The following is a 24,353-nucleotide window of genomic DNA, read 5'->3' on the forward strand; positions in this document are numbered from 1 at the left end:
CCGCTTTAAGTTTTATATTATTCGACTTAGTAAAATAACGCTATAGAAAAGCAACCATGCACTGTTGCCAAGTGCTACGCTAAATTAGCAATGGCCTCATCGATAGAGGTGTCGCCGTTTTTCATATTGAATACTTTTTTACTAGCGCTATTAGCCTCTAACACTGCTTTTAGTGTCGCTGCCACATCTTCAATCGCATTTTCACCTGCTTTATCACTATTGACCGTGATTTTGCCAGTACCCGCGCGCTCTTTTAACGCACCTGCTTGCACAATGGTGTAGTTTAAAGTGCTATCGTTGACTAGCCAAGCATCGGCATAATGCTTACCGATATAGTAGTCTTTTAGATCAGCAATCGCAGGACTATCCCATTTGCTCGTATCTAGTGAGAATACAGTGCTGAGCATAATATAGCGCTTGATACCTTTATCTTGCGCGGCTTGAATGGTTTTGATCGTACCATGTAAGTCAACTTCTAGCACTTTTTTGCCGCCAGAACCTGCCACAAAATACACGGCATCGATATCATTAGGCATTTGCTGCTGAATCTCATCTTTGCTAGCGGTAATATCTAAATCTAGCTGACTATAGTTATCGGCATCGAATAACTGCTGCTCTTGACGAGTCGTACCGATAACTTGATGGTTATCTGCTAGCAGTTTACTGACTAGATCTTTACCAACACGACCACTTGCGCCTATGACTAAAATTTTCATAATTTCTCCTATTGTTTTTATCAGTTGTTATTAAAAGTTAGGCATACGATAACAAAAAATCTAGCAATAGTAAGTTATGATAAGTGGATATTAGCAGCGGTTTGGTTGCAGACTGTATACTCTTTGCAAGGTGAAACTTGATTTTAAATTTGCTTAAAAGGTGTTAACGGACTAATTTATTCAGACCATCCGCAAAAGCCTTTTTGTCGCGGTCGCCATAGGGCTTTTGTCCGCTCATCTCTTGTAGCTCTAACACGCCAGTGCCGCGCATGGTGTCCATAAAGTCGCGCATATTAAGCTTTTGCTTGATGTTGTTGTGATCGTAAATGACGCCGCGTGAGGTCAGCACTTTACCGCCTTTATCTAAGATATCGTTGGCTAGTGGAATATCACTGGTAATAGCCAAATCACCGCTTTGAATATTATCAGCGATATAGTCATCAGCTTTATCAAAACCTGACGGCACTACGGTCATGATTAGTAGTGGCGATTTACGCAGTTTGATAGGCTGATTGGCAACGAAGATCGCTGTCGTTTGGGTGCGCTCAGCGGTTTTTATAATCAGCTCTTTAGCGATTAATGGTACTGAATCGGCATCCACCCAAATCTGCATTATTTCTTCGCCTTATTATTTGCCGATTTATTAGCGCTAGTCTTTTTGGTAGTGCCTGCTACTATTTTGGCTGCAACTGCTAACACTTCGGTTTCAGCGGCAACTTCTTCAGTAGCTTTAGCGTCATCAGAGGTGTTGTTCTCAGAGATACGGATGGTAGACATATCATCTTGCACGTCAGCTGTCATTGCCGAATCGGTAGTCATCAATACGGTTGTATTTTTATCTAGTCCTACTTTGTTCGGTAGGCTCGTCACTAGCTTAGCTAAAGCAGGTTCTAAGTCTGCCACGTCGTTTGGCATCAAGGTGATATGGGCAATCTTGCGATCAGGGCGTTCAGCCTTGTGATAGCTGTGATAATGCGCCCCATCGATCGCCATTACCGCTGTAATGTCAGGGTAGCGGCCGAGTACATTAACCATAATCGATGGATGGATATTGTCGGTATCGCCAAGTGGTAAGCCCACTACCGCGCGAATATGGTTCTCAAACTGACTGGTAATAGCGCCCTCAATACTCCAGTGACCCGAGTTATGTACGCGCGGAGCGATCTCATTAGCGAGCAGATGGTCATAGCCTTGCTCGTCTTTACTAACGAATAACTCCAATGCCATAACCCCAACGTAATCGAGATGATTCATCAAGATCGTCATGGTTTTTTGTGCTTTGATAAACAGATGGCTAGTACCGACGGCAGGCGCTTGCGTCTTGGCTAGGACCCCCTGATGATGGTAATTTTCGACTAGATCATAGCAGCGTACGCTACCGTCTTGGGCGCGTGCCGCTATGATAGACACTTCACGGCTAAAATTAATAAAGCCCTCGGCAATTAGTGGCGCAGGTGTCGATGTCAGGCTACCTTTACCACTGACCGCGTCTTCTAATGCTTGCCAAGCCAGCTTTATATCGCTGGTCTCTTTGATGACATATTGACCTTTACCATCGTAACCACCACGGCTGGTTTTTAGCACTATAGGCAGACCCAAAGTCTGACTGGCTTGTTGCAAATCTGCAAGCGAACTTACGCTCACAAAAGGCACTGTGGCGATATCCAACTCATTAAATAACTGCTTTTCTTTTAGGCGGTCTTGGGCAACGTCCAGGGCAATCAGTGATGGAAACATACCTTGCTTATGCTTATCTTTGGATAACTTGGTTAAGCGCTCAACCGTCGCTGTTGGCGTATTCTCAAATTCTAAGGTAAATACGTCAGCGGCAGCGATAAACGCCTCTAACTGCTCGCTGGTATAAACCCGACCATATAGGCTGGCAGGGCAGTCCGCGCTGTCTTCTAAGAACACACATTTATAGCCCAAAGGCATTGCCGCCTCGGCTAACATCATTCCTAGCTGACCACCTCCTAAAATACCGATAGTGTGAATCGTTTGAGTAGTAGGATAAGCATTGGCTATAGTCATATCAGGCCTTTAAAATAGTAATGAGTTTGGAATACTGAAATTAGCAAAACAGGAATAGTGTGAAAACCTAGTATAAATCAGTTTGATAAAATAACAAAAGGTGCACGATTGGCACCTTTCAATTGTGCTTTTTAAGGTAAATATTAGTTATTGATGATACCAGGTATTGGACTGGCCAAAATAGTCTCGGTTTGGTCTTTACGTAGATTATGCAGCTTCGCCGCAATCAAGTTGTCGTGCAGTGCTAGTATCTGAATAGCAAGCAGCGCGGCATTATAAGCGCCAGCGCTACCGATCGCTAGAGTACCAACCGCAATGCCTTTTGGCATCTGTACTATAGAGAGTAGACTATCCCAACCGCTAAGCATAGAGGACTTTACGGGTACACCAAGCACAGGTAATGGCGTTTGACTGGCGCACATTCCTGGAAGATGCGCGGCGCCACCTGCACCTGCGATGATAACTTGTAGGCCATTATCTTTGGCGCCTTTGGCATAATCAAATAATCTATCAGGGGTGCGATGCGCTGACACCACTTCACATTCAAAGGCAATATCAAAATCTGCTAACAGCTGGGCGGCCGCGCTCATTGTTGCCCAGTCAGACTGTGAGCCCATGATAATGCCTACTTTTGCTGCGCCAGCAGGAGATTCAATAGGGCCAAGTGATGTAGTAGTGCTCATAACGCAATATCCTCAAAAGGGTCATCATACAAAAATTTAGCTAGTAGCGTAAAGACAAGTTTTAACAATCAGTTCGATTTTTGACTATTTTAGCCATACAAAATTAATCATGAATATATTGGACAAAGTTGTCAGCGGTTAAAGGTAGCGGCTGATCTGTATCTAACTGATAGCAAGTCAAATAACCACTATCGACGGCAGCCGAATAGTCAGTACAGATAACTTGCGCGCTCAGCGGTGCAGGCTCGCCTGTCATCCAGTAGTGACCGACAAATACTGGCTTATAAGTTCTTAATACAAAATCAATATTTTCACTTAGGGCATCTTTGGGGATTTGTGCCAGTCCCGAATTAGGAGCGCGCGCAATTTGATGGATGGTTTGTTTGTTAAGATCATCAAGCCACCAGCGCACTCGTACCCGCGTGCGTTTTGTGCCTTCTTTATCGATCATCGATAGTCCTGCTGGTAGTGGTGTCTCGACGCCTTTTAATACTCGCTCTAGCGCCTCAAACGGCTCGCTGTGCTTTTGTGAGGTCAAAATTAATGCTTGCTCGGTCAAGCAGTTATCAGCCGTCAACATCGGCTGAAGTATCGCCATACTATCGACATCCCAGCAGGCGTGTACAAAGCAAGCATAGTCAGTCTCAAGCCATAACGGAATCTCATACAAACGCGCCAGCCAATGCTTATGCAGCGCTGAGCCAAAAGGTATTTCAGCCAAAAAAGCTTCGTGTTGCGTGGTATGAGTCTGATTGTGTTTGCGTAAATATTGCTTAGGATGGTCAGAACTAAAGTTAGAATCAGGATCAAGGGTAGCAAAAGCCAGCGCGTTGTACTCATGATTGCCCATCACCGCATCAGCTACATTAGCATCAAGCATAGCAAATACGATCTCAAGTGCCGCTAGCTGCTGCGAGCCGCGGTCAATAAGATCGCCAATAAATAACGCCCGATGATTAGCAGGCGGCTCATAATAAGTGCCGTTGTGCACATAACCCAATTGGATCAGTAAGCCTGTGAGCTTATCTGCATAGCCATGGATATCACCGATAACATCTATAATCATAATTTGAAGTCTAAAGCTAAGCGCAATTTAAAAGCTAGGTGAGAGTAGCGCATTGATGAAATAAGGCAGAATCTGTGGTTGTAGCGCGATAGTAGCAACAACCCCAAACGCGCCGCCCCATAAATGTGCCATGTGGTTAATATTAGAACCGCCGCGCCTGTCGGCGTAGATGCTGTAAGCCACATAAGCCACAGCAAATAAAATGGCAGGGATAGGAATCACGGCAAACAGATAAATCATATCCCATGGCGCAATTAAAATAAACGCGAATAATACCGCTGATACACCGCCTGAAGCCCCAAGACTGAGATAGCTGGCACTGTTTTTATGCTTAATATAGCTAGGTATCATCGCTACGATAATAGCCAGTACATAAAAAACCACAAAACCATAACCCGCTAAAAATGGCTTGTATAATCCTTCGATAGCGCGACCGAAGAAATATAACGTAAACATATTAAACAGTAAGTGCATACTGTCGGCATGAATAAAGCCATGGGTAACAAAACGATCCCATTGACCTTTACTGACTGCAGGTGGATAAAAAATCAAACGGTTAAACAGTGCCTTGTTTTGCCAAGCCAACAAGCTCACAATAACCGTAATAATAATGATAAGAGTAGTATGGTCAAACAAAGGGTAATCCTTAGGCCAAGCCTAATCAGTAATATTGTCAAAAACCTATAGTTGTCAAAAGCCCAGTAGCTGGCATAGAATTTTAGAACAATGAGCAAATTTGATAGCACTAAGTCTAACGCTAAATCATCGTTATAGCTCTATATAACTTACATACCCATACAAATTATAGTCAATAAGTTATCAAACCTAACTATTTACTGTAAGATATTTTGATAGTGGCAGCAGTATAAATTATATACTCAAATATATCCTACGTACTCATCAAATATTGATAATTTTCATTCTCAAAATGTTATCGCAGAAGGCAAGATTTATGACCATTATCGACCAGCTAGAATCCTTGATTACGCCTGCTATCGTAGGGGATGATCCAAGCGTTGCCTCTATCAGCTTACTTGAGCAATTCTATGCGATCTTAGTCAGTCGTCTAGCGATAGCGGATGTCTATAACCAATTGCAACGCAATCAGGCATCGATTGCCACGCATAATAATATGTTTGAGCAGTTTTGGACTGAGCCTAGTGAGCGTGAGCTTATCATCAGCGAGCTGGCGCAAACCCATCATCTTGACGAGCTTGAAACTGAGCATTTAATCACGAATGCTGCTCACTTAGGATTTGGACAGCTCAAAGAGCTTGCCAACGACCAGTTTTTACCCGCGTTTTTGCAGTCCAAACAAGCAGATATACGTCACTATTTACCTGTATGGGCATCAGAGATTATAGCAAATCCTATCACACCAATTGAGCAAATAGCCTTATTAGATAATGATAAAAAGTTAAATAACGATAAACAGTTAGGCAGAAATAACCCCTTAACTCTCGATCCGCAAGAGAACAACGAACCAGTCGTCGCTATTGTAGAAGAAACCCTAGTGGTCGATGGTCTCAATGACGTAAGCATCCTCAACGACACAGATACAGATACAGATACAGAAAATACTATGGCTATGCCAGTCATAACGATTGATAAAGATGACGGCATCAGTAATGAGAGCCATGATAAAGCTATACCAACCAATGCGTCAGCTAATAGCTCTCCGGCCTATGCCAGTTCTAAAAACCTGTCTAGCACTCACGCTAATAAGCCGCCTAGTAACTGGCTTATCCCTATCTTGTTATTGATTATCGCTTTAGCGGCTTTGGCTTTGTTATGGTCTTTGGTCATCCAGCCTAAGCTTATGCAGCCTGCCGAATCAGTGATAATAGAGCCAATAGTGATTGAGGATATAGCGCCTATCGCAGCTGTACTAAAGCCCGCTCAACTGATCATAGCCGTCGATAATAGTGGCAGCTTATATACTTGTACAGCGACTATTGGCGATGTCAATTTGCAAAATAGTTTGCGCCAAGCTTTAACTACTAGCTTTGGCGAGCAGGCGAGTATCTGTGAATTCATCATAGAGCAGGACATTGCCACAGATTTGGCGAGTGTAAATATCAATAGTTTACCAGAGATTCTAACCTTAGTACGCGCCACCCCTTTTGCCCGTCTAGAGCTACTAGATAGCAGCATTCGTCTGGAAGCACCTGATAGTAATCTATTGCAGCAACTGGCAATCAATATGCGTAGTCTATTGCCAACGACTTCTATCACTACTACCGATCCTACGCCATTGCTAAATGATGTTAACAACCCTAACGGCGCTAATAATCTAAATAATTCTAATGTCAAATTTGATAACGGTGCTGGATTCAATACTAATGATCCCAATTCAAATTATCAATCCTCAGATGATGATACCAATGACAGGGTAATGCCCGCACCATCAAGTAATAATGACAATTTCAACAATACTAACAACGTCAATAATCCTAACTATGCTAATAGCAATAATAATAGCAATGCCAATATCAGAAACAACGCTTTTAGTGAACGAAGTCAGCAATCAGGACTCATATCAGAATCAGAGGTTGATAATCTTGCCAATACTTCAATCGTAGCAGAGCCATTACGTAATGCACGACCTGTCGATAACAATTTAAATCTTAATAACTAACTATAGAACAAAGATTATCTGCCAAAAATTATAGGTCAAAAATAATAGAAATCGTTATTTTTACCATTGGAATAATTATCTTGTGTCTACATTGTGTTATCCATTAGCTTAATATAAGCGCTACAGTTACGTGCAACAACTGAAACATTACTTATCGTAGCAATTACACAACAGCGAGTTGATTGTGATATTCAAAGTATTGAATTTATAATAGAAAAGTTAAATAAAGTGTTGAATCTTTGCATTATTTTATTTTGAATAATTTTACTTTGAATAAAGAATAAGATAAACACTTGCTAAGCTTCTTATTTATTTGCAGTAAGTAGCACATCGTTTTAGATTTCTAGAAAGATAATTATAATTGGAGGAAACATACTATGGATATTATTGGTCATTTAACCCGTACGGTGACACCAGCGGTACTAGGCAGTGATAACGACCCTGCCAAAAAAAGCTTACTTGAGCAGTTTTACGCGGTATTTACTGCACGTTTAGCAGATAAAGAGACTTATGGTCGTTTTGCTAATGAGAATATTGCCCGTGACGATCAAGGATTTTATGATCGTGTTTGGACAGATGGTAGCCATCGAGATCAAATCTCTAACGAGCTCTCAAGTGGTCATAACGTAGATCCTACAGCGGCTCGTGGCCTTATCGCTATGGCGGCTCCATTGGCCTATCATGAAATCAAAAGCTTGGCGGGTACAACACCTGTACCTCAGTTCTTAAATGACAATCTATCCAGCTATCAGCATCATATTCCTGCTTGGGCTGCAGGTGTCGTTCCCGCTGGTATGCTAATGGCAGCGCCTGCTGGTGAGCGTATCTCAGATACCACTAGCATGGCACCATTGGTACACGAAGAAGAAAAGTCTGGTAGCTTTATGAAAGCACTACTGCCTATTATAGGTCTAATTATCTTAGGTGCATTAGCTTGGGCATTACTGCGTGGCTGCCAAGATAATCCAGAGCCTGTCGCGACGCCTATCGTAACTGAAGAGCAAGTGAGCGATGCGCCTGTAGCAGCAGTTGCTAGTGATATCGAATTGGCATCATTACGTGTCGCTACGGGTGAAGGCAATACTTTGTACGCTTGTAATATGAATGTTGGCGACGAAGCGCTACAAAATACAGTTATGGGCGCTATGAGCACGACGTTTGGCGCTGAAGCAGATAAATGTGTTGCCGATGTTGATGATAGCTTTGCAGCAGATATGCCTGCAGCAGCAGTACTAGCGGATATTTTACCCATTATCCAAAGCTCACCAAACGCTAGCATGATTGTCAAAGGTAATGAGATTATTGTTAACTCACCAGATGCAGCAGCGCTTGAGCAATTGGTTGCTGATTTGCAAGCAGCTGCGCCAAACATGATGGTAAGTGCAGAAGGTCCACTAGATCTACAGGGTGAGATCGATAATAGTTTAGCCGCTGCAGATGTTGCTATTGGTCGTCTTGGTGAAAATCCAGATCCCCGTGATGTAGCACGAGCGCTTAGCATACAAGTTATCAATTTTGAGCTGGATGCAGCTATGATTCCAGATATCAATAAGCCGTTCCTTGATCGTGCTGCCAAGCTAATTACTGAAACGCCTGATGTGCAATTGACTATTACAGGTAATACCGATAGCTTAGCATCAGATGCTTACAATCTAGACTTATCACGTCAACGTGCCCAAGCAGTTAAAGAGTACTTGGTATCACAAGGCGTCGATGCTAGCAAGCTAGTTACCAAAGGTGCTGGTGAGTCCAATCCAATTGCGGATAACTCAACCGAGCAAGGTCGTTTCCGTAACCGTCGTATTGGCTTTACTGTATATGATGAAAGTGTAGATGGTAATGGAGTTGCAGTCACAGCTGGTAATGGTGGCGATATGGCAACTAATACATCACTTAACAATAACGCAACGACTGGTATGGATGTCAATATGCCAGATCCTGATCTAAACCCACTAGATGATAACAATGATGATGTGTTGCCAGATGGTGATGATCTTACGCAAGGTACTGTATTAGATCCTCAGTAATCTATGATGATCTATATTTAGATAAATATCTAAAAGTATTTTCAATTTAAAAAGACCGCATCTGTTATAGATGCGGTCTTTTTGTATAACACGCCCTAGTATTTATCAATAACAAGTGGGGTCACGTTGCTCATCGTTATTATCTAAAAGCTTTGAATCGGCTGATTCGTTTTTACCGCTACTTTTACTAAAAAAAGCTTCAGTGACTGCAAGCTTTGCTTGATGCCAATGCTCAAACTGCAGGCAAGTATCGTCAAGACTACCTTGCCATACAGGTATTCTCCCACACATGGTTTTGATACGCTTTTGACTAGGGTAAGGTAGCTCTTGGGCGGCCTCAGCAGCTTCATGCGCGGCAACCCTATCATTACAGACCAATACAATATCACAGCCTGCTTCAATAGCCGCTTGTACACGAGCGCTAATATCGCCAGCTGCCTGAGCGCCTTGCATAGATAGGTCATCAGAGAAAATCACCCCATCAAACTTTAGCTGATCACGCAAAATATCTTGTAGCCAAATCTTAGAGAATCCAGCAGACTTATCATCGACTTGTGAGAAAATAACATGAGCTGGCATAACGGCATCAAGCCAAGGTAGTGTCTGCACAAAGGGCTGAATATCAGTCGCCATAATGTCATGTAGGCTACGCTCATCGATAGCCTCTGCCACATGCGAATCAGGGGCAATAGCGCCATGACCTGGGAAATGCTTACCTGTCGTTGCCATGCCTGCATCCTTTATGCCGCGCATCAACTGTGTGGCCAAAGCTATTATAACTTGAGGATCTTGATGAAAGCTGCGATCACCGATCACTTGACTGATACCATCGCGATCAAGCACAGGTGCAAAACTGATATCGATGCCTACGGCTAGTACTTCAGCCGCCATTAAGTAGCCACAGTCATATGCCAAGCTTAGCGCATCACTCGGCTGTTGATCGAAGAGTTTACCCAACTGTCCCATAGCAGGTAGTTTACTAAACCCCTCACGCAGGCGAGCAACCCGACCACCTTCTTGATCAACGCCTATCAAGATATCGGGATTATGGTAACGTATATCATCACAAAGATAACGTACTTGCTCAGCATTGGCGATATTACGTGCAAACAAAATAACGCCACCGACCTGAGCTTGTTTGATAAGACTGACATCTTCAGCTGTCAAACCTGTGCTATCGATATCTATCATTAATATGCCGTACATGGCTTTGTCCTTAAAGTGCTAAGCACCATTTCATTTGGTTTATAAGGGTTTAAAATAATAACAAAAAGTTTGGTGTACAAAGAGATTGCGTGTAAGATTGATTATACATTTTGAGACAATTTCAAATTAAAACACATGCTAACATCACCTTTAACTGAGCCATATTGAATAAAGTTTCTCCAAATTAAATGCTTGATTATCGTACACAGCTTTTTAATTTAGCGGTCTAATTTAATAGTCTAAAGGTTTTGTATAATCAATAAAAGAGACCCTAAGGTAATCATAAATAAACGGTTGTGATTAGTGTATGCTTATCTCATTGAAATATTAGAATATGTTTTTGTTTTATAAAGTTTTATAAAAATAGATCCATTTATTTTTAACTCAATACCTCATTTGAAATAACTAGGTAGATATAATGAAGAAACAACCCGCACAATGGTTACTTAGCGCTGCATCTGTTGGTATCGCAGGTCTAATATTGACGCAAAGCTATGGTACTGCATTAGCAGAGACCAATACTGAAGGTTTTGTGCCAACACCTGAGCAAAAGATTACCACTCGTCAGGTTGCCGCCTTGCTTGATCGCAGTCATTATCTCAATCAACCCTTAGATACTAAAATGGGTAATGAGATACTAGCTATGTATATCGATAGCTTAGATCCTAACCATACGCTATTTCTGCAATCTGATGTTGATGAGTTTACCCAAAAGTACGGCGGTGATTTTGGCAATCGTCTCAAGCGCGGTGACTTATCAGCAGGCGTTGATGTGTTTGAGCGCTATCGTAAACGCTCAAATGAGTATTTTGAGATGGCTACCAAAATGCTTAAAACTAAAATAGATCTGACCAGCAAAGAGACCATAGTGTTAGATCGTGAAAAATTAGCGCATTTTAAGACTAAAAAAGAGCAACGCGATTATTGGGCGCGCCAGCTAAAGTTTCAGCTGATGAGCATTACTTTGGGTCAAGAGGATGAGAAAAGTAAAGAAAAAATATTCTTAGACAACCCAGATATTACGCGTGGACAAGACTTGATACGCGATGATCAGCGTACACCAAGTGAGATTTTACTCAATCGTTTCTCGCGTCAACAGGGTCAGATGAAGCGTCTTAAAGACGATGAGATTATGGAAACAGTACTAAATACTGCAATGCTGACCTATGATCCGCACAGTAATTATTACGCGCCTATCCAAGCCAATGAGTTGCAGATTCAGTCGAGTTTACAGTTAGAGGGTATTGGGGTCTCTATCCGTCCTGATCGTAAAAACCCTGACTATACACGCATTGTCACCTTAGTTGATGGCGGCCCTGCTGCTAAAGGCGGTCAGATTAAGCCTAATGATCTAATCGTCGGTGTGGCCCAAGACGGCAAGACTATGACCGATGTAGTAGGGTGGTCAACGCGTGAGATTGTGGCGCTGATCCGTGGTAAACGTGGTACTACGGTAGTGCTTAAGGTGCGTCAGCCTAACACCCCTGAAGCGGGTGCCCGTACCGTCTCTATCGTCCGTGATGTGATTCAGCAAGAAGAGTCGGGCGTGACGCAGCGAGTGATCGAGGTGCAGCGTCCTAATATTGACGCCACGCCTAAACGTATTGGCGTACTTGAGATACCTAGCTTTTATTTAAACTATCGTGCGCGCCGTAATGGTGAAGACTATCGCAGCGTCAGTATAGATACTGAAAATGCGATCAAAGCGCTTAATAAACAGAATATAGACGGCTTAGTGGTTGATCTGCGTAATGATCCAGGTGGCTCATTAGATGAAGTCGCAAAAATGTTAGGGCTATTTATAAAGCAAGGACCTTTAGTCCAAATCCGTGACAACCGCGGTAATATTCAGGTCTATCGTGATGATGACGGTGGCAAGCAGTTATATGATGGCAAGATGGTCGTCTTAACCAATCTAGCTTCGGCCTCTGCTAGTGAGATATTTGCAGCGGCGATTCAGGATTATGGTCGTGGACTAGTCGTCGGTAGTACCACGACGGGCAAAGGATCTGCGCAGATTCAATTAGATAGTTTAGCTTTGGGTTCAGCGACGCTAACTCAGCGCAAATTCTATCGAGTTACTGGTGGTAGTACCCAAAACAAAGGTGTAGTACCTGATGTTGAGCTAGTAAATATCTACGATGACGCCACTTTTGGTGAGCGTGCGCAGAAAAAAGCACTGCCTTGGGATACTATCAAGACCGCCCCTTTCAAACCTGAAGGAAAGTTTAGCGCCAGTACTCTAGCGACGCTGAATCAGCAGTCGAAGATCCGTCAGCAACAAGACCCACAATTCGTCTATTTATCGACGCTGAATGATATACGAGATATGGACGACGAGAAGAAGCCAGTAGATCTAGATATCAATAAGCGCCGTGCCAAAATGCAGCTTATCGAAGATCGTACGCTAGCGGCTGAAAACAAGCGACTTAAAGCGACAGGTGAGCGTCCTTATGCTAATTGGAGTACTTATCAAGCCGCAATGGACTCTAAGTTTGAAGAGCGTAGTCAAATGAAAGAAAGTGAGCGTCCCCAGCTGCCTGAAAACGAGACCTATATAACAGAAGCTGCTTATTTGATGCTAAGTGCTGATCCAATAGTTTCCATTAGCCCTGAAGAAAAGCTGTAATAGTAGTTTCAGTCTAACAGCGTTGTGGCTTGTAAGTATATGCTTACAAGTAACGACGCTATAGCGTCTTACGTTGATCTATAAAATTTGCGATCATTACCTCGCAGCACAATTTAGTGATAATATTTATCTATACTGTTTTGAATACTATTTTAAATACTAGGGATTGGTATTTAGGATTGATATTTACAAGCAGCTAATAAATTGATCTAGGGATGGATAGCTGGTTGTAAGTGATAAAGTTAATAGCTTAATCATGATTTTGTATCTCGGGATTAGATGCAAAACAGTATTAATAGTGACGTAGGCAAGGATGTCGAAGGTGCTATTAGCTGATGTAAGACTGTGATAAGAACCGTATAGCGATCGTCGTTATGCGGTTTTATTACGTTTAGAGAGCAAGAAATTACTAAAATTTATCCTAATTATTGATCACAACTACTAATCGTAACTTTTAAAAGTCATCAATTGACTCAGACACAAAAAAGCCAGTAGCATGACTATGCACACTACTGGCTTTTATGCTTTAGACGACATATTAATCTTTATACCACTATCAAAATGTCATCTAGATACTTTATCGATAATGATAAAGAATTAGTGCTCAACACCACCAGCACCATGGACATGGCCATGGTTCAATTCGTCTTCGGTAGCAGCACGTACTTCTTGGATTTCTACATCAAAAGTCAAACGCTTACCTGCTAATGGGTGGTTAGCATCTACAGTAACTTCTTCGTCATTAACATCAGTGACTGTCACTAGCATGACTTGACCGCCCGCTTCAGACTGAAACTGCATACCAGGCTGAATATCTTCAACACCTTGGAAATTATCACGAGGTACCTTTTGTACGGCTTGCTCTTGGTATTCGCCGTAGCCATCTACAGGCTCAACAACAGCATTAACGCTTTCGCCAGCAGACTTGCCTTCTAGCTGTTTCTCAAGACCTGGAATAATGTTGCTATGGCCATGCAAGTAAGCTAAAGGTTGACCTTCTGGTGACTGGTCAAGAACATTCCCTTCATCGTCTTTTAGAGTGTAGTTAAATTTGACAGAGGTATCTTTTGCAATAGTAGTCATAAATTATCCTAAATAGATTATAAAGATTAAATTCGGTTGTAATAAACCTAAAAAAGCCAATCAATGCGCTAAACAGCCATATTATCAGTCAATGACTTATAGTTTATTAGAGTAACTGAAACAGTTAGCCTCTTTAATTGAGATGGTTATAATAACTTTCAAGGTAAATACCTCAAAAAAAGCCAATTATTAATATATTTGCGAATTTTGAGTGAATGTTTTTCACAATTGTAGTCACTGACGGTTTTATCGTTGCGTTTTTGACTAATCACTTCTAACATAACACTAAATACTCGCCAAGTTCCTACTATGACTAAAACTATCCAAGATAACGATGATTTATCACAGACAGCTAGTGTAGCTGCTATAAGCTATTGCCTTAACTTTGCACGCTTTAATGAGCATCTGATCGATGTTACCTTAACTTTTACAGCCTCTGTTGATTCTCCGCGGCTGTGGTTACCAGTCTGGATTCCAGGAAGCTATTTGCTGCGTGAGTTTGCTCGAAATATCACGGCGCTGCATTATAAAGGGAGTGATGAGTCATCAAAGGTAGGGCGCGCGCAAAAGGTAGATAAGCATACTTGGGCGCTGCCAGCAGTCAAAGCAGGGCAGATTGTGAGCGTAGATTATGAAGTCTATTGCTATGATCTGTCAGTACGGACTGCTTATGTCGATCAGCAGCGTCTATACGGCAACTTTACCTCACTGGCCTTAGCAGTTGAGGGGCAAGAGCAACTGCCTGTACAAGTTAGCCTACTGGTGCCAGCCGCGTTTTTGAGTGACAAATGTGAAAATAATGTGGTATTGGCTTGTGGGCTTGATGCGACCTATCTAAAGAGCCTCAATCAAGAAGATGATAATAAAAACAGCAGCACTCAGCATGGCTATGGTCTGCAGGCCGATAGCTATCATCAGCTGATTGATTATCCGTTTGAAATAGCCGAGCAGCAGTTTTTCGATTTTATTATTCAAGATAGCGATAATCAAACGCTAAGCCATCGCTTTTATTTATCAGGCAAGCACAGCGCCAACATGGGCCGCTTACAGCAAGATATTACCCAAATCTGTCAAACTTATTTGAACTGGTTGGGGGATGCGCCCTTTGGTGATTATACTTTTATGACCTTTGCTAGCGGTCAAGATTATGGTGGCCTTGAGCATATTAATTCAACCAGCCTTATCACTCCGCGACGGGATTTACCGTCTATCGATGAGCCTGAGTTGCCCAGCACTGACTACAAGCGCTTTTTGGGGTTATGCAGTCATGAGTATTTTCATGCATGGTGGGTTAAGACCGTCAGTCCCGATGTGATGATCGATGTGGATTTGCGCCGAGAAGCCTATACGCCACTACTTTGGGTATTTGAAGGCTTTACCTCTTATATTGACGACTTTATGTTGCAAGCATCTGGTGTCATCGATCAAGATGGCTATTTGACCTTATTGGCTGAACAAATAAGCCGTTATTATCAGACGCACGGGCGTAGCCAGCAGAGTGTGGCTGAGTCCAGCTTTGATGCTTGGATTAAGCTGTATCGTAGTGATGAAAATACAGGCAATGCGGGCATTAGCTATTACAATAAAGGTGCATTAGTAGCCTTATGCTTAGATTTAACTCTATTTGAGAAAAGTGCTGGTAAGCATCGACTATTCGATGTCGTCAGATCCTTTTATAGTCAAGCTAAACAAAGCGGTACTCAGCGTATTGGTATTAGTAGTGCTGATATGGGTGAAGTTATCAGTCAGTTTATGCCAAGAGCAGATTGGGAAGATTTTGAGCAGCGCTATGTTAATGGGGTAGAGGAGCTGCCTATTGAGGCATTACTAAATGCTCACGGCACGATTATTTATAAGGATGCTAAAGATAATGCTGATAAAAAAGTGCCTTGGGGCATGCGCTGTACAGAGACGCCAGCAGGTCTGAAGGTCAATCGGGTACAACGTGGTAGTATCGCCGCCAGAGCTGGTATCTCAGCGCACGATATCATCATCGCTATTGATAGGATCAAGGCGGATAATAAGCATTTAGCGACTTTAAGCCCATTATTACAAGATACCACTTGTCACTTGTTTCGCCGTGATGAGCTGATGACTATTACTATAAAAGCTGAGCCTACTGCGCAAGCTGAGGTAGATATTACCGATGCGTATAAAGTCAATCTAAGACGCAAGGAATCAGAGTTTGAGCAATGGCTAAACCCTGATTTTATCGAATCTTAATAACTCTTAATAAGATAGGGTTTTTGACAATATAAATAAAAACCGCCAAGCTTTTATTTAGAAGCTTGGCGGTTTCTTTAAGCCATGTTAAGTCATCAGTTGCGCCTAGCCAAAACGCTGATGTAAATAGGCGTTGATATCGTCTGATTCATACATCCATTGGACGTCGTTATTTTCTGTAGTGTTATCTTCAATACGTAAGCAAGGTACTTTGACACGTCCACCATTTTCAGCAAGCTCACTACGAAACTGCTCATTATTTTTGGCGTCACGCAACTCAATAGGCAAGTTTAGCTTATGAATTTGACGGCGTACTTTGACGCAAAAAGGGCAAGATTGAAATTGATATAAAGCCAAATCTTCACAAGCTGCGTCTACGCGGGCTTGCTCCTCGGCAGTGCGTGTCACAGCTTTGCCCTGAGTCATGACACTGCCGCCTGCTATGAGTCGTCCTAGCCCTTCGCGCATAAATTTTACTAGCATTTTTGCCTCTATAAATTTTGTTGTGTGGGTGTTGGGTGAGTGCTTTAAACACTCAAAGAATAAGATGTTAATTAGTTTCTATTGCTTCTTTGGTTAAATTGTCATCAGCATCGTCTGCGATATCGTCGTCAGTAATATTATCACTATCTAAAGAAGTGCTGTTTGCCGCCAGCCAGTTCTGCAAGTCTACAATGATAGGCTGTTGAGCATTGATAATCTGTCGTGCTAGTACTAACATCTCCTCATTAGCACCATATTTAAGCTCAATTTTTGCCATCTTACCAGCGCTGATATAGTGCGCGAGCATAGTACGAGCAAAAGCTACATCCGCTACTGGATCAGCAATACTTAATGACATCTCATCTAGCATAATCTGCGTAGTATCGGTATATTCTTGTTGTACAAAAGGAGTCTCAAGCTTAGCTCTAGCGCTATCAAGATGGCTGGCAAGCCACTTATTAATAATGTTAATCTCGCCCTGTTGTGAGTTAATGACCTGCTGAGCCAATTGACGCATGACAGGATCACTGCCGTACTTAAGTTGTAGACTAGCCATATCCAAAGCGCCACGACTGTGCCCGAGCATACTCTTGGCAAATGTCGTATCAGGATCATTATAGCCCATACCGATCAGCATCTCATCATGCATTCGAGTTATCGACTTATCATAGTCCGCCTGCATCGCCGTCATTGGTGCTATATCAGCGATCATATCATTAGCTGAGAGATTATTATCGACATAGCCCTCGTCATCCGTGCCTGCTTCAGGGGTAGTAGAGTTATTTATCACATCATCAGCTGGTGCAGGCTGAGTGGGCTCTACAGAGTCAGCCTTGGGCTGACAGGCGCTGAGCATAAGCGTCATGCAAGTAGCAATAGCGAGATGATAAACAGGAGTCATAAAATACCCTTAACTGGATGGTTGTATGGCAAGGCAGGCGACTAAGGTATAAAAGCACATAAAGCTATGAATATTAACAGATAAGTCTTACTAGTTTAAGACGTAGCGTTATAAATATGCTAATTACTTAAAGTCCGTAGGCGATAATAGACTGCTACTTTATGTTTTTAGCTAGGTCTTATGGTTATGTCGGTAATGGATAACTAATACTGGCTAATATTTAACGTCTAATATTTAATACCTAACTGTCGATAGTGTGCTTTGTTTAAGACCAAAGTTATAGAGTCTCCGACGGCCAAACTCCCTAGCTCAAATCCTGCTACAGACCAGCGAATCAAACGCAAACAGGGCAGACCAACGTGCGCAGTCATTCGCCGAACTTGACGGTTTTTACCTTCATAAATCGTTAGCATCAGCCACGACGTTGGAATGTTTTTGCGCTCGCGAATAGGCGGGTCACGTGGCCATAGCTCGATTGGCAGCTCAGACTCATCAACGATGACAGCGGTAGCAGGTAGGGTTTTGCCGTCTTTTAGTATAACGCCACGGCTTAACTCAGCCAATTGGATAGCTGTCGCTATTCCTTCAACTTGTACTAGATAAGTTTTGCCTTGCTTATGAGTAGTATGATCAAATTTTTCAGTCTTTGGCGGTTGAGTAATGGCTTTATTCACGCGTCCATCATTGGTTAATATTAATAATCCCTCTGAGGTCGCATCCAACCTACCTGCTATGCGCAGTGACTTATCGCTAAAGTACTCTGATAACGTCGTATGCTTATTATTGCTATCCTCTCGAAACTGACTTTGCACGCCAAAAGGTTTGTTAAATAGCACAAGATTTGAGATCGACATAAAGCAAAGATTCCTAGGGTGTTTCCTCATTTTGAAAATAGAGATAAAAATGAGATAGTTTTGTGTCAGGTACAGTAAATACAACAAACCTTAGTCATGTTAACAAGGTTTTGCATAAAAAACACCTTAACAGTCTGAGACCATTAAGGTGTTTGCAATACTAGCCAAACCCGCTCAAATATTAAATCATTCAAGCGTGTTTTGGTTCAGGTTATAAAGAAGCTGAGTTACAACGAAGCCAAAGCTTCATTGAATAGTTTACTTGGGCGCATGGCTTGCTCAGCCAAGGCTTCATCAGCGAGATAATAGCCTTTAATATCGACAGCTTTGCCTTGGGCACTATTCATCTCCTCGACGATAGCTCGCTCATTGCTCGCAAGCTTTTCGGCTAGCGGGGCAAACTGTGCTTTTAGATCAGCGTCTTTATCTTGCGCAGCGAGTTCTTCGGCCCAGTACATGGCTAGGTAGAAATGGCTGCCGCGGTTGTCAAGCTCGCCTGTTTTACGCGAGGGCGACTTATCATTTAATAATAGCTTTTCAGTCGCTCTATCTAAAGTGTCGGCCAGTATTTGTGCTTTAGCATTATCATCATTCTTAGCTAAATGCTCTAAAGACTCTGTCAAAGCCAAGAACTCACCCAACGAATCCCAACGTAGGTGGTTTTCCTCGATCAGTTGTTGAACGTGCTTCGGTGCAGAACCACCAGCACCGGTTTCAAATAAACCGCCGCCTTTCATTAATGGCACGACTGATAGCATCTTGGCGCTAGTACCCAATTCTAGAATAGGGAACAAGTCAGTCAGGTAGTCACGTAAAATATTACCAGTAGCAGAGATGGTATCGAGACCACGAGCGACGCGCTCCAAGGTATAGCGCATGGCGCGAACCTGTGACATAATTTCGATATGTAGCCCTGTAGTATCATGATCTTTTAGGTAAGTTTGTACCTTTTTGATCAGCTCATTCTCATGTGGACGATAAGGGTCTAACCAAAAGATAACCGGTGTATCTGATTCGCGCGCACGGCGTACCGCAAGCTTGACCCAATCTTGAATAGGCTCATCTTTGACTTGACACATGCGCCAGATATCACCTTTTTCAACGCGCTGTTCAAGTAATACTTCATCTGTAGCTTCGTCGACAATACGCGCTATACCCGCATCGCTGGCTTCAAACGTCTTATCATGCGAGCCATACTCTTCAGCTTTTTGCGCCATCAAACCAACGTTTGGCACCGTACCCATAGTCGTTGGGTCAAAGTTACCATGCCATTTGCAAAAGTTAATCATCTCTTGATAAATACGTGCAAAAGTGGACTCAGGCATGACCGCTTTACATTCGTACATTTTGCCATCAGCGCCCCACATTTTACCGCCTGAGCGAATCATAGCAGGCATAGAAGCATCGACGATGACATCACTTGGCGAATGGAAGTTGGTGATACCTTTGGCTGAGTCGACCATCGCTAGACGCGGACGATGTACCTGACAAGCATGCAGATCACGTTCAATCTCTTCACGCTTACTGGCGGGTAGCTCTGCTATTTTTTCATATAGCGAGGCCATGCCGTTGTTGACGTTGATACCTAGCTCATCAAAGTAGGCACCATGCTTGTCAAAAGCGTCTTTGTAATAGGTCTTGACCGCATGTCCAAAGACAATAGGGTGCGACACTTTCATCATCGTCGCTTTTACGTGCAAGGAAAATAAAATGCCCGCTTCACGGCAGTCTTCCATTTCACGCTCATAAAATTCAATCAGCGCTTTTTTACTCATGAACATCAAATCGATGACTTCTTTGTCTAGCAGCGCAATGCCTGTTTTGAAGACGCCGATAGTACCATCTTCAGCCACGCGCTCCATACGTACGCTACGTGCTTTATCCAAAGTAATAGACTGCTCACCTTCATAAAAGTCGCCACTGTGCATGTGCGAGACATGAGTGCGTGACCATTGTTTCCACTCGCCCATAGAGTGCGGATGCTTACGGGCATAGTTTTTGACTGCTTTAGGAGCACGGCGGTCTGAGTTACCCTCACGGAGTACTGGATTCACTGAACTGCCTAGACTCTTACCATAGCGTCTGCGTAGCTCAATCTCTTCCTCAGTTTTTGGATCGTCTGGGAATTCAGGTAGCGCATAGCCTTTGCCTTGCAGCTCTTTGATACAAGCTTTGAGCTGTTGTACAGAAGCGCTAATATTAGGCAGTTTGATAATATTAGTGTTGGGATCTTGAGTTAAGCGTCCGAGCTCAGCTAGATTGTCAGGAACACGCTGCTCATCTGTTAAATAGTCAGAGAACTCAGCCAATACACGCGCAGCAACTGAGATGTCACTGGTCTCAACGACGACGCCTGCCTTGTCGGTAAAAGCTTTTACGATAGGTAAAAAGGATAGGGTTGCCAGTGCTGGGGCTTCATCGGTTTTGGTATAAATAATTTTTGACATGACAGTAAAATTTCCTCTTGAATGTTTTTATTTAGTGCTCTTTGATATCGCCATCAATAGTATATAACAGGAACGCTCTTGTTTCTAAGGCAATAAGATTAAAGTATAAGGTAATTGCTAATAGTCTCTATAAATAATAAAAATGACTCATATTATCAGGTTCAACAAAAACCCCAACACTCTTAGATCATTAAGGTTTTATATTGTAGGCTCAGCTAAAAGCTAAGTTTAAAAGCTAAGTTTAAAAGCTAGGCCTAGAGCAAGTATTGTCGTTTATCACAACGCTTGCCTTTGACCGTGTTTCTATTAAATCGAAGCTATAATTTCATTTAAGGTTTTACTTGGGCGCATAATATCTGTTGCCAGCTTTTCATCAAAGAAGTAATAGCCATTGATGTTGGCAGGGCTACCTTGAGCATCATTGAGCTCTTTGACGATAGCATCTTCATTATCCTTCAGCTTCTTAGCTATTGGAGTAAAGGTCTCTTTTAGCTCGCTGTCTTGGTTTTGATTCGCCAGCTCCTCGGCCCAGTACATAGCTAGATAGAAGTGACTACCACGGTTATCAAGCTCACCAGTCTTACGTGATGGCGACTTGTTATTCATCAGCAGAGTCTCAGTCGCAGTATCTAAGGTATCTGATAATATTTGCGCTTTAGGATTATTTTCGTGAATAGCTAAATGCTCTAAAGACTCGGCTAACGCTAAGAACTCACCTAATGAATCCCAGCGCAGATGATTTTCTTCAACCAGCTGCTCGACATGCTTCGGCGCAGAACCACCAGCACCAGTCTCAAATAGACCACCACCATTCATAAGCGGTACGATAGAGAGCATCTTCGCGCTAGTACCCAGCTCTAAGATTGGGAATAGATCGGTTAAGTAATCACGTAAGACGTTACCGGTAACTGAAATCGTATCTTTGCCTTCTTTTAGACGCTCTAAAGTAAAGCGAGTCGCCTCGCGAACGGGCATGATGCGAATATCTAAGCCAGTCGTATCGTAATCTTTTAGATAGCGTTCTACTTTTTTGATCAATGCAGCATGATGCGGACGCTTATGATCCAACCAGAAGATAGTCGGTATCATGCTAGCACGAGCACGCGTGACTGCTAACTTGACCCAGTCTTGAATCGGTGCGTCTTTGACCTGATTCATACGCCAGATATCGTCTGCTTCAACTTGATGCTCAGTCAATACCTTATCATTGCTATCCAGTACTTGCACAATACCTGCAGATGGGATCAAGAAAGTCTTATCATGTGAGCCATACTCTTCTGCTTTTTGTGCCATAAGACCGACGTTCGGTACTGAACCCATAGTCGTTGGATCAAAGGCACCGTTTTCTTTACAGAATTTGATGGTTTCATCATAGATGCAAGCATAGCTGCTATCAGGGATAATCGCTTTGGTGTCGTGTAGCTCGTTATCCGCGCCCCACATCTTACCTGAGCTACGAATCATAGCTGGCATTGACGCATCAACGATCACATCACTCGGTACATGTAGGTTAGTGATGCCTTTGTCAGAGTTGACCATTGCTAGATCTGGATTGCTCTTATAGATGCTTTGGATATCCGCTTCGATTTCTTGACGTTTGTCATCAGGCAGCTCTTTTAATTTAGCGAGCAAGTTGCTAAAGCCGTTATTGACATTAACGTCGATCTCTTTGAACGTATCACCGTGCTTGTCAAACAACTCTTTGAAGAATACTTTTACTGCTTCACCAAAGATAATAGGATCAGAGACTTTCATCATCGTCGCTTTTAGATGTAATGAGAATAATACATCTTCAGCTTTGGCGTCTTCGACTTGCTCTTCTAAAAACTCAACCAAGGCTTTGTGGCTCAAAATAGCCGCATCGATAACTTCACCCGCTAGTAATGGTGCAGGTGCTTTTAATTCAGTGACACTACCGTCGTTAGCAGTGAACTCAATACGGTAATCAGTTGGCTCGTCTACAGTGACTGAAGTCTCCGTATCGGCAAAGTCGCCATGATCCATAGTCGCCACATGAGTTTTAGAGTCTGCACTCCATGCCCCCATAGAATGAGGATGGCTACGAGCATAAGCTTTTACCGCTTTTGGTGCACGGCGATCTGAGTTACCTTCACGTAAAATCGGATTAACTGCACTACCTTTTATTTTGTCATAACGATCTCGCACATCTTTTTCTTCGTCGGTCTCTGGATGATCTGGATAATCAGGTAAGCCGTAACCTTTATCCTGTAACTCTTTGATCGCCGCTTTTAGCTGCGGTACTGAGGCACTAATATTAGGCAGTTTGATAACGTTAGCACCAGGGGTTTTAACCAGTTCGCGTAGTTCTCTAAAAGCACTAGGAATACGCTGCTCTTTAGTAATAAAATCTGGAAATAAAGCAATGATACGTCCTGCTAAAGAGATATCAGCCGTTTCTACTTCGATATCAGCTGTTTTGGCAAAAGCTTCTACGATAGGTAAAAAAGATAGGGTAGCAAGCGCTGGGGCTTCGTCAGTTTTCGTATAAATGAGTTTTGACATTTTAGTATTTATTCCTTTAGGTTGTGTTTGATCATAAAGCTGAAATTTAACAGTATACCTAGCCATAATAAGGCTAAAGGCTGAAAGCAATTGCGTTACAAGATAGGTGGTTTTTCGAAGAGTTTTAGGCCGACGTAGAATGTTTCGTGACTTTTATTTAGATATTTTTTATTTACACTATTTAGCTAAGTCCATCTCTACCAAATAACATTCCATTTGTACCGGTAACTTAGGTAATTCATATCGTTCAAAACAGCTAAGGGTAGCCTTGCTTATGAATAAGAGAACAGGGAAGCTGATAAGCTCACTATAGATTTACTACAATGTCAATATTACATAATGAACTTAAGATACTGTTTTTGCTCTTACCACACGTATCTTAATTGTACTAGACTGTCAGAAGCCTTATTCTAGCAGTCATCGGCAAAAATAACATCTTTTACCGATACCTTAGCTCACTATTATAATAAAGTTAACGTTAAAAAAAGCTATCGGTAACGTTATAAATACCTTTTTTATGCCGAACTAGGGTGTGTCATTATAAGTTGAATGAATGACAAAGGTATTAAAAGTACTTATTTTTCAGCTTCGACAATCACAACTTGATCATCGCGCTGCTCAGCTTTTGCCTCAGCAACATCGCCCATACTGTTGAGTTCCATCTTATCGTCATTAGTTTGCGTTGCATTATCGCTACCAAGGGTTGACTCATCAGTGATCTCTTGAGCGTTATTGCAGGCTCCTAAAAGCAATGTGCAACCTATGACAAGCATGACCAATGGTGTTTTGATAACTTTGGTAAAACTAGGTGAGCAATATGGTCGAGAGTTAATCATAGTATTC

18 protein-coding genes are annotated in these 24,353 nt (G+C 42.4%); 4 read left to right on the forward strand and 14 right to left on the reverse strand.

Annotation, left to right across the window (positions count from 1 at the left end; all coding sequences use genetic code 11):
• Positions 1 to 74: 74 nt before the first annotated feature.
• From ACR63T_RS01825 to ACR63T_RS01850, 6 genes are all read right to left on the reverse strand, one after another.
• Positions 75 to 716, reverse strand: coding sequence for an NAD(P)H-binding protein (locus tag ACR63T_RS01825; RefSeq protein ID WP_305899492.1), 642 nt, complete (start codon positions 714 to 716; stop codon positions 75 to 77).
• A 163-nt stretch (positions 717 to 879) separates the two neighbouring features.
• Complete coding sequence (locus ACR63T_RS01830) at positions 880 to 1,329, reverse strand: YaiI/YqxD family protein (RefSeq protein ID WP_201571385.1); 450 nt, start codon at positions 1,327 to 1,329, stop codon at positions 880 to 882.
• A complete protein-coding gene (locus ACR63T_RS01835; RefSeq protein WP_472784584.1) occupies positions 1,329 to 2,747 on the reverse strand; it encodes a 5-(carboxyamino)imidazole ribonucleotide synthase in 1,419 nt (472 codons plus the stop codon). The genes ACR63T_RS01830 and ACR63T_RS01835 overlap by 1 nt, the downstream gene beginning before the upstream one ends.
• 143 nt (positions 2,748 to 2,890) lie before the next feature.
• Complete coding sequence (gene purE / locus ACR63T_RS01840) at positions 2,891 to 3,430, reverse strand: 5-(carboxyamino)imidazole ribonucleotide mutase (protein WP_472784585.1); 540 nt, start codon at positions 3,428 to 3,430, stop codon at positions 2,891 to 2,893.
• A gap of 103 nt (positions 3,431 to 3,533) precedes the next feature.
• Positions 3,534 to 4,496, reverse strand: a complete 963-nt coding sequence (locus ACR63T_RS01845; protein WP_472784586.1) for a metallophosphoesterase — start codon at positions 4,494 to 4,496, stop codon at positions 3,534 to 3,536.
• A 27-nt stretch (positions 4,497 to 4,523) separates the two neighbouring features.
• A complete protein-coding gene (locus ACR63T_RS01850) occupies positions 4,524 to 5,132 on the reverse strand; it encodes a rhomboid family intramembrane serine protease (RefSeq protein WP_472784587.1) in 609 nt (202 codons plus the stop codon).
• Positions 5,133 to 5,448: 316 nt separating this feature from the next.
• Between ACR63T_RS01850 and ACR63T_RS01855 the strand changes: the two genes are divergently transcribed.
• Complete coding sequence (locus ACR63T_RS01855; RefSeq protein WP_472784588.1) at positions 5,449 to 7,134, forward strand: hypothetical protein; 1,686 nt, start codon at positions 5,449 to 5,451, stop codon at positions 7,132 to 7,134.
• Between the two features lie 377 nt (positions 7,135 to 7,511).
• A complete protein-coding gene (locus tag ACR63T_RS01860) occupies positions 7,512 to 9,161 on the forward strand; it encodes an OmpA family protein (RefSeq protein ID WP_472784589.1) in 1,650 nt (549 codons plus the stop codon).
• 105 nt (positions 9,162 to 9,266) lie between these two features.
• On the opposite strand, the gene nagZ is transcribed toward ACR63T_RS01860, so the two are convergent.
• Positions 9,267 to 10,367, reverse strand: coding sequence for a beta-N-acetylhexosaminidase (nagZ, locus tag ACR63T_RS01865; RefSeq protein ID WP_472784590.1), 1,101 nt, complete (start codon positions 10,365 to 10,367; stop codon positions 9,267 to 9,269).
• Between the two features lie 418 nt (positions 10,368 to 10,785).
• Between nagZ and ACR63T_RS01870 the strand changes: the two genes are divergently transcribed.
• Positions 10,786 to 12,996 carry a carboxy terminal-processing peptidase gene (locus ACR63T_RS01870; RefSeq protein WP_305899500.1) on the forward strand — a complete coding sequence of 737 codons (2,211 nt, stop codon included), beginning with the start codon at positions 10,786 to 10,788 and terminating at the stop codon, positions 12,994 to 12,996.
• Positions 12,997 to 13,593: 597 nt separating this feature from the next.
• Here the strand turns inward: ACR63T_RS01870 and ACR63T_RS01875 are convergent.
• Positions 13,594 to 14,079, reverse strand: coding sequence for an FKBP-type peptidyl-prolyl cis-trans isomerase (locus tag ACR63T_RS01875; protein WP_305899501.1), 486 nt, complete (start codon positions 14,077 to 14,079; stop codon positions 13,594 to 13,596).
• Between the two features lie 309 nt (positions 14,080 to 14,388).
• Between ACR63T_RS01875 and ACR63T_RS01880 the strand changes: the two genes are divergently transcribed.
• Positions 14,389 to 16,302, forward strand: coding sequence for a M61 family metallopeptidase (locus tag ACR63T_RS01880; RefSeq protein ID WP_472784591.1), 1,914 nt, complete (start codon positions 14,389 to 14,391; stop codon positions 16,300 to 16,302).
• A gap of 105 nt (positions 16,303 to 16,407) precedes the next feature.
• Here the strand turns inward: ACR63T_RS01880 and ACR63T_RS01885 are convergent, their stop codons facing one another.
• The 6 genes from ACR63T_RS01885 to ACR63T_RS01910 all read right to left on the reverse strand — a co-directional run bounded on the left by ACR63T_RS01885 (position 16,408) and on the right by ACR63T_RS01910 (position 24,346).
• Positions 16,408 to 16,785 carry a glutaredoxin domain-containing protein gene (locus tag ACR63T_RS01885; protein WP_472784592.1) on the reverse strand — a complete coding sequence of 126 codons (378 nt, stop codon included), beginning with the start codon at positions 16,783 to 16,785 and terminating at the stop codon, positions 16,408 to 16,410.
• Between the two features lie 67 nt (positions 16,786 to 16,852).
• Positions 16,853 to 17,686: a DUF305 domain-containing protein gene (locus tag ACR63T_RS01890; protein ID WP_472784593.1), complete on the reverse strand. Its 834-nt coding sequence runs from the start codon at positions 17,684 to 17,686 to the stop codon at positions 16,853 to 16,855.
• Positions 17,687 to 17,913: 227 nt separating this feature from the next.
• Positions 17,914 to 18,540, reverse strand: coding sequence for a pseudouridine synthase (locus ACR63T_RS01895; RefSeq protein ID WP_305899505.1), 627 nt, complete (start codon positions 18,538 to 18,540; stop codon positions 17,914 to 17,916).
• A gap of 227 nt (positions 18,541 to 18,767) precedes the next feature.
• Entirely contained in the window at positions 18,768 to 20,987 is a 2,220-nt protein-coding gene (locus tag ACR63T_RS01900) for an NADP-dependent isocitrate dehydrogenase (protein WP_201571407.1), read from the reverse strand.
• A gap of 306 nt (positions 20,988 to 21,293) precedes the next feature.
• On the reverse strand, positions 21,294 to 23,510 hold the full coding sequence (locus ACR63T_RS01905) for an NADP-dependent isocitrate dehydrogenase (protein ID WP_472784594.1): 2,217 nt from the start codon (positions 23,508 to 23,510) through the stop codon (positions 21,294 to 21,296).
• Positions 23,511 to 24,085: 575 nt separating this feature from the next.
• Positions 24,086 to 24,346: a hypothetical protein gene (locus ACR63T_RS01910; protein ID WP_472784595.1), complete on the reverse strand. Its 261-nt coding sequence runs from the start codon at positions 24,344 to 24,346 to the stop codon at positions 24,086 to 24,088.
• Positions 24,347 to 24,353 lie beyond the last annotated feature (7 nt).

This window comes from Psychrobacter sp. M17(2026) (assembly GCF_055699815.1).